Origin of the sequence: Oceanispirochaeta sp. (genome assembly GCF_027859075.1) — a bacterium.
Lineage (GTDB): Bacteria > Spirochaetota > Spirochaetia > DSM-2461 > DSM-2461 > Oceanispirochaeta.
The window spans coordinates 21,784-28,138 of record NZ_JAQIBL010000187.1; the positions used below are offsets into that span (position 1 = coordinate 21,784).

Consider the following 6,355-nt stretch of genomic DNA (forward strand, 5'->3'; position numbering starts at 1 on the left):
TCATTGGAGTAATTATTTTCATGTTTGATAAATATGTCACTCGCTTCCTGTTGAAGCAACAGGTTGCCGCATACGTTTTAATACTGCCTTCTCTTGCCATTATCTCCATTTTCTACCTTATTCCGCTGTTTGCTTCATTTGCTATGAGCTTTATGAAAATGGATATATTTCTTCAGAATATTACTTTTACCGGAGCCGCTAATTATCAGAAAATTTTAGGGGATGAGAGATTCTGGAATGCCCTGAAGAATACACTTTATTTTACGGTTCTGGAGATTCCATTGCAGATCGGCCTCTCCCTCTTCCTGGCGCTATATGTCTCTAAGGTTTCTCCCTTTCGTCAGGGTATTAGAACGGCTCTATTCATTCCGGTGATCTGTTCCATGACAGCCATGGGTATTCTTTGGTCCCTGCTGCTAGATCCGTCAATAGGCTTTTTCCCCCATCTCTTGAAGATGGCGGGAATGGAAAGTGTTAATTTTCTTAAGAACAAGGCAAGCGCGATGCCTGCGGTTGTTATTATGTCTGTCTGGAAAAATTTTGGTTTATCCATGGTGATCCTTGTGGCGGCAATTCAAAGCGTACCCCTACAGTTATATGAAGCGGCCAAAATAGATGGAGCCGGACTCTGGCAGAGGCTGTTTTCCATCACAGTACCATCGATCCTTCCAGCTTTAGGATTTTGCATCATAACAAACACTATCGATTGCTTGAAAGTGTTCGATCAGGTGTATGTGATGACCCAGGGAGGTCCTCTGTTTCGAACTGAAACCATTGTGCAATACATCTATAATAGAGGATTCCGGATCGCGCCCTTCAACCTTGGATATTCTTCCGCGATTGCTCAGATTCTGCTTGTTTTGATTGCGGCTATGACTCTCTTGATTTACACACGATTTATAAAACAGGAGAAAAACTGATGAGTCTAAAACATGGAAGGATGAAAAAAGCATTCACCTGCTTCTCGGCAATTCTCATGATTCTACTGACTCTTGTGATGTTGGTACCACTATTCTGGTTCTTTCTTTCATCATTGAAACCAGCTGGCGAAATCATTCAGTATCCACCCACTTTTTTCCCGGCAAAGACGACTCTTGATCATTACTTTACCGTCTGGGACAGCATCCCTTTGTTCCGTTATACCCTGAATACTCTCGTGTTTGCCGGAGGTGTGACCTTTTTTTCATTGATATTTGATTCAATGGCCGGATATGCCTTTGCAAGACTTCACTTCAAATATAAGAAGACCCTTTTCTACATAATTCTGATAACAATGATGATCCCCTTTCAGGTCATTATGATTCCACTTTTTGTTGAATCATACCTTATGGGGATACTGGATACCTACCAGGGCCTTATCCTTCCCCGGGCTTCCAGTGCATTTGGAATATTTTTGATGTACTCCTTTTTTATCACCCTCCCACGGGATTTGGAGGAGGCGGCCCGCATTGACGGTCTGGATGAGTACCGGCTCTTTTTCAGTATCATGATGCCCTTATGTAAATCCGCAATGGTTACACTGGGAATCATTCTTTTCATGAATAATTGGAACGATCTGATTTATCCTCTGATGCTGACAAACTCGACATCTATGCGGACTCTCTCTGCGGGGCTTGCTGTATTTGTCGGTGACAAGGTGATTCAGTATGGCCCCACTTTTGCGGCCACCACGGTATCACTCCTGCCTCTGCTCATCTTATTTGCTTTCCTGCAGCGCCATTTCATACAAGGTGTGGCTACCAGCGGTCTGAAAGCGTAAACAGAAAAATTTTAAAAAATCGAAGGAATCCATATGAAACAGCATCATTTACATACGAGTATCCATTTTGTTACAGGCTCCATCGCTCCCAGGCTTTTTGGTTCCTTTGTTGAGCATATGGGCAGTGTGATTTACAACGGGATCTATGAACCAGACCATCCTCAGGCAGATGAAAAGGGCTTCAGGAAGGATGTTCTTGCTTTGATTCAGGATCTGAAGCTTTCGGTGATCCGATATCCTGGCGGGAATTTTTCTTCGGGATACAACTGGGAAGATACGGTTGGACCAAAAAAGGAAAGACCTGTTCTGAAAGAGCTGGCCTGGGAGGGGATTGAAACTAATCAGTTTGGCCTCAATGAGTTCCTGGAATGGGTCAAACTGACGGGAGCAGAGCCGATAATCACTATTAATCTGGGGACTCGTGGAATTGATGCTGCAAGAAATCTTGTGGAATATTGTAACGGATCAGGTGGTACTTATTGGAGTGATCTCAGGCGATCACACGGTTATGGAGAGCCTCACGGCATTAAGCTCTGGTGCCTTGGGAACGAACTGGATGGAGAGTGGCAGATTGCTGCCAAGAGGGCCCGAGACTATGGTGCCCTGGCCAGAGAAGCTGCCAAAGTTATGAGGAAAGTCGATCCCTCTATCCAATTGGTTACCGTGGGCAGCTCAGCCCGGCACCTGGACTCCTATCCCGAATGGGACAGAAAGGTCCTGGATGAGAGCTATGAGCAGGCCGATTATATCTCACTGCATAACTACATAAACAAGAAGAGTGATAATACTCCCACCTATTTGGCCCGGCCCATTGAGATGGAAAAGCAGATTTGTGAAATTATTGCCGCCTGCGACTATGTTCAGGGTGCTAAGCGTAGTCAGAAGACGATGTACCTGGCCTTTGATGAGTGGAATGTTCATAAGGAACCGGATATTCCTTATGAGAAGTGGCAAATCGGCAGTCCTTTTGATTGGTGCCAGTACACCATGGAGGACACTCTCGTTTTTGCCTCCATGATGCTTACCATTCTCCGGCATGCGGATAGAATTAAAATTGGCTGTCAATCTCTGCTGGTCAATACAATTCCCCTGATTCTCTCATTGAAAGAGGGTCCCGCCTGGAGAAATGCCACCTACTATCCGCTGCTCCATGCCTCCCTCTATGCCAAAGGGGAAGTCCTGCAGCAGCAAAGTTCTGGACCTCTTTACACCGCAGGAGATTTCACCGATGTTCCTGGAGTGGACTCTGCGACGGTCCTGGATGAGGAGGGGGGAGTCATAACGCTTTTCAGTGTGAACAGGCTGTCTGAAGATGTCTCTCTTAAATTTATCTGTGATGGAATGTTTCAGGGAGAAAAAAAAGAGATTCAGGTAGAGCATATCCAGCTCTATCATAAGGATCTGATGGCAAGGAATACAATAGATGCTCCGGAAACACTTACGCCTGTTAGCTGCTCTTTTACAAAGGCTTCAGATGAAGATCTGTCTATGACTCTCAGACCCTATTCCTGGAATGTATTCCGAATGAAACAGGAGAATAAAGAATGAATATACTAAAACCTCTGATACCTCAGCGAGCAGATCCCTGGATTTATAAGCATCGTGACGGTTTGTACTATTTTACGGCATCGGTGCCCGAATATGATCGTATTGAACTTCGGAGATCCACCAGTTTAACGGGACTGGCAGATGAACCGGGTGTTGTCGTTTGGAGGAAAAAAAAGACGGGTATGATGAGTGCCAATATCTGGGCACCGGAACTCCATTTCATTCGAGGAAAATGGTATATATACTTTGCAGCTGCCCGAACAACCGAGACTGACAATGGTCTCTTTGATCACAGAATCTATGTCCTTGAAAATGAGTCAATTGATCCTCTTGCGGGAGAATGGAAGGAAAAGGGACAGCTGAAAACCATGTGGGAGACCTTTTGTCTTGATGCCACGGTTTTCACTTATAATCAATTGACCTATATGGTGTGGGCTCAGAAGGACGATGCGATACCGGGAAACTCCAATCTCTACATCAGCCTGATGAGTAATCCATGGACCCTCGATGGAGGTGCCGTGCTGTTGGCAACACCCAGGATGGGCTGGGAAACCATCGGGTTTTCAGTGAATGAGGGGCCTGCATTTATTCATCATGGGGCAAGGATTTTTATATCATTTTCGGCCAGTGCCACCGACCATAACTATTGTATGGGACTCCTCTATGCCGATGCCGGTTCCGATTTGTTAGATCCTTCTCAATGGACCAAGATGCCTTACCCTGTGCTGCATACAGAGGAGGCCCGGGGGCTTTATGGCCCCGGACATAACAGCTTTACACAGGATGAAGAGGGCTGTGATATATTGGTATTTCATGGGAGAAATTACAAAGATATTGAGGGAGATCCCCTTTATGACCCAAACAGGCACACTTTTCTCTGTAAAATTGACTGGGATGAGCAGGACTTTCCTCACTTTATATTTGAGTAATCCATATAGTGTCTGTTAGAATCGTATATCAGAGAGAGGACTATGGGCATTACATCAAAACAACTTGCTGAAATTTGCGGGGTCTCAAGAGGCACTGTGGACAGAGCCCTCAACAATAAGGGGCGCATTGATCCAAATACAAAACAGAGGATTCTGGATGCCGCCAGAGAACAGGGTTATCGACCTGATCCCATTGCCAGAAGCCTGGTCAAAGGGAAAACCCGGAATATCGGTGTGATTGCATTTGACTTGCAAAACCGATATTTTGCACAACTTCTGAATGCCATTGAGGCCAAGGCCAGGTATGCCGGATATTTTATAAATTTCACTCTCCAGGAAAATGACCCGAACCTTGAAATCCACCAAATCAACGATCTGGTAGACCGGAGAGTCGCGGGTCTACTCCTCTGCCCTGTGAACAAGGGAGCGAAATTTGGAAAGTTCTTGACCTCTTTAGGTATTCCCGTATTGACTATCGGCAATTATGTTTCATCAGAAGTCCCATTTATCGGTATGAATGAAAGTGGAGCTGCATCATCTGCGGTACGCTATATTATAGATCGAGGTTATGAGCACATTATCTTCTACTGCCCGCCCCTGAAAAATTGTGATACAAAAAATACATATGTTCATGAACAGCGTGTCGAGGGGTTTACTAGGGAGCTTGCAGATTCTCCCAGCATATCATCAGAGATCATAACTGACAGCAAAGACTATGCCTGGCTGGAAAAGCTCCTTGATCAGCTGGATGAGGACACAATGAAAAAAACAGCCTGTTTCTGTTCGGGTGATATTTTTGCTTTGGATATGATGAAATATATCCATCAGAATCATGGGGCAATTCATAAAAAATTTGGTCTGATGGGATTCGACGGTATTGATACCATAGACTATGTAACACCCACTCTGACAACCATTCACAACCCGGTAGAGGAGATAGGTCGAAAGGCAGTAGATCTCATGGTCGCTTGCCTGGAGTCGGAGACTTCTTTGAGGTCAGAAACACTTATTCCCTATCACATTATGCCGGGTGAAACGATCTGAGAGTCTCAAAATAGAGCTATTAATATGACAGTCCTGGACGTTCTGTAGGCGCTCAAGCCTCACTGATTCTTTCTAAGACTTCAATCCGAACTCTTCTGACATTCAGCCTATCAGCTTCCATTACCGTATATTTTAATTGGTTTTCCAGAAGCTCGTCTCCCGCCACAGGGATGACTCCCAGTTTTTCACAGAGATAACCACCCAGGGTTTGGTTGTTCCCCTTCTTAATCTTAATATTGATGACATGGGACAGATATTCAATATCCGTTTTTCCTGTCGCAATAAACATATTTTTCCCTGAGATGATGACATCCTCTTTTTCTGTATGCAGATTCCCGGGGATGGCCCCAATTAATTCGGCTGCTATGTGCTGCTGAGTGATGATTCCCGATATGACTCCATATTCATCACAGAGAAACACGACATGAAGATTTTGTTCGATCATGGAATAAAGCAGATCTGAAAGTGGTTTGACTTCTGGGAAAAAAATTGGATCGTGTAACACCTGTGTCAGGGAGACATTCACAGGATCGCAGAAGTCTTCTACGTCAATAAAACCTATAATATTATCAGATCTATCTCTATAACAAGGAAAATAGCGCTGATTCTGATTGCTCGCAATTCTTAATAGTTCCTTTGGACTTTCATCAATATTGAATACCGAGTACCGATGAAGGGGTACCATAGCCTCAGAAGCGATGGTCAGGCCGAAGTCGAGGATGTCATCTATTGTTCGGAAATCATCATAACCGAATCCTGATTCCCGGCTGCTCAAGTGCATGAGAAGCCTGAAATCGTCTCTCGACCGGGGGAGCTTTTCCCCCGATTTGTTTTGCCTCAGGAGAAACATCAGGATTTTAACGAAAGTATTTAAAAAGAAAGAAACAGGTAAAAAAGCGTAGAAAAACACACGTAGAATTGTAGCCATTCTTACAGTTATGGTATCGGCGTATCTTCTGAAGAATGTTTTAGGGATGATTTCTGAAAAAAGGAGATAAATGATAGCCAGACACAGACTCCCGGCGATGGCGACAGAGACAGAATATCTGTTTCTCAAATAATTATTCAGTATGAC

General features: G+C 44.4%; 6 protein-coding genes. 5 read left to right on the forward strand and 1 reads right to left on the reverse strand.

The genetic code is table 11. The features are described 5' to 3' along the window. Nucleotides 1-20 precede the first annotated feature (20 nt). From PF479_RS10270 to PF479_RS10290, 5 genes are read left to right on the forward strand one after another with little or no spacing between them, the layout of a single operon-like run. Nucleotides 21-920 carry a carbohydrate ABC transporter permease gene (locus tag PF479_RS10270; protein WP_298005875.1) on the forward strand — a complete coding sequence of 300 codons (900 nt, stop codon included), beginning with the start codon at nt 21-23 and terminating at the stop codon, nt 918-920. Further along, nucleotides 920-1,759 carry a carbohydrate ABC transporter permease gene (locus tag PF479_RS10275; RefSeq protein ID WP_298005878.1) on the forward strand — a complete coding sequence of 280 codons (840 nt, stop codon included), beginning with the start codon at nt 920-922 and terminating at the stop codon, nt 1,757-1,759. The genes PF479_RS10270 and PF479_RS10275 overlap by 1 nt, the downstream gene beginning before the upstream one ends. A 33-nt stretch (nt 1,760-1,792) precedes the next feature. Beyond that, nucleotides 1,793-3,307, forward strand: coding sequence for an alpha-L-arabinofuranosidase C-terminal domain-containing protein (locus tag PF479_RS10280; protein ID WP_298005881.1), 1,515 nt, complete (start codon nt 1,793-1,795; stop codon nt 3,305-3,307). Next, nucleotides 3,304-4,236, forward strand: coding sequence for a family 43 glycosylhydrolase (locus tag PF479_RS10285; RefSeq protein WP_298005885.1), 933 nt, complete (start codon nt 3,304-3,306; stop codon nt 4,234-4,236). Before PF479_RS10280 ends, PF479_RS10285 begins: the two co-directional genes overlap by 4 nt. Before the next feature lie 42 nt (nt 4,237-4,278). Beyond that, nucleotides 4,279-5,280, forward strand: a complete 1,002-nt coding sequence (locus PF479_RS10290) for a LacI family DNA-binding transcriptional regulator (protein WP_298005887.1) — start codon at nt 4,279-4,281, stop codon at nt 5,278-5,280. 52 nt (nt 5,281-5,332) lie between these two features. On the opposite strand, the gene PF479_RS10295 is transcribed toward PF479_RS10290, so the two are convergent. Beyond that, on the reverse strand, nt 5,333-6,355 hold a 1,023-nt coding region (locus PF479_RS10295), incomplete at its 5' end, for a CNNM domain-containing protein (protein ID WP_298005890.1).

What these genes read in the sequence shown, in the direction of transcription:
- PF479_RS10270 (WP_298005875.1), top strand. Translation starts at nt 21, where the DNA reads ATGTTTGATAAATATGTCACTCGCTTCCTGTTGAAGCAACAGGTTGCC.
- PF479_RS10275 (WP_298005878.1), top strand. Translation starts at nt 920, where the DNA reads ATGAGTCTAAAACATGGAAGGATGAAAAAAGCATTCACCTGCTTCTCG.
- PF479_RS10280 (WP_298005881.1), top strand. Translation starts at nt 1,793, where the DNA reads ATGAAACAGCATCATTTACATACGAGTATCCATTTTGTTACAGGCTCC.
- PF479_RS10285 (WP_298005885.1), top strand. Translation starts at nt 3,304, where the DNA reads ATGAATATACTAAAACCTCTGATACCTCAGCGAGCAGATCCCTGGATT.
- PF479_RS10290 (WP_298005887.1), top strand. Translation starts at nt 4,279, where the DNA reads ATGGGCATTACATCAAAACAACTTGCTGAAATTTGCGGGGTCTCAAGA.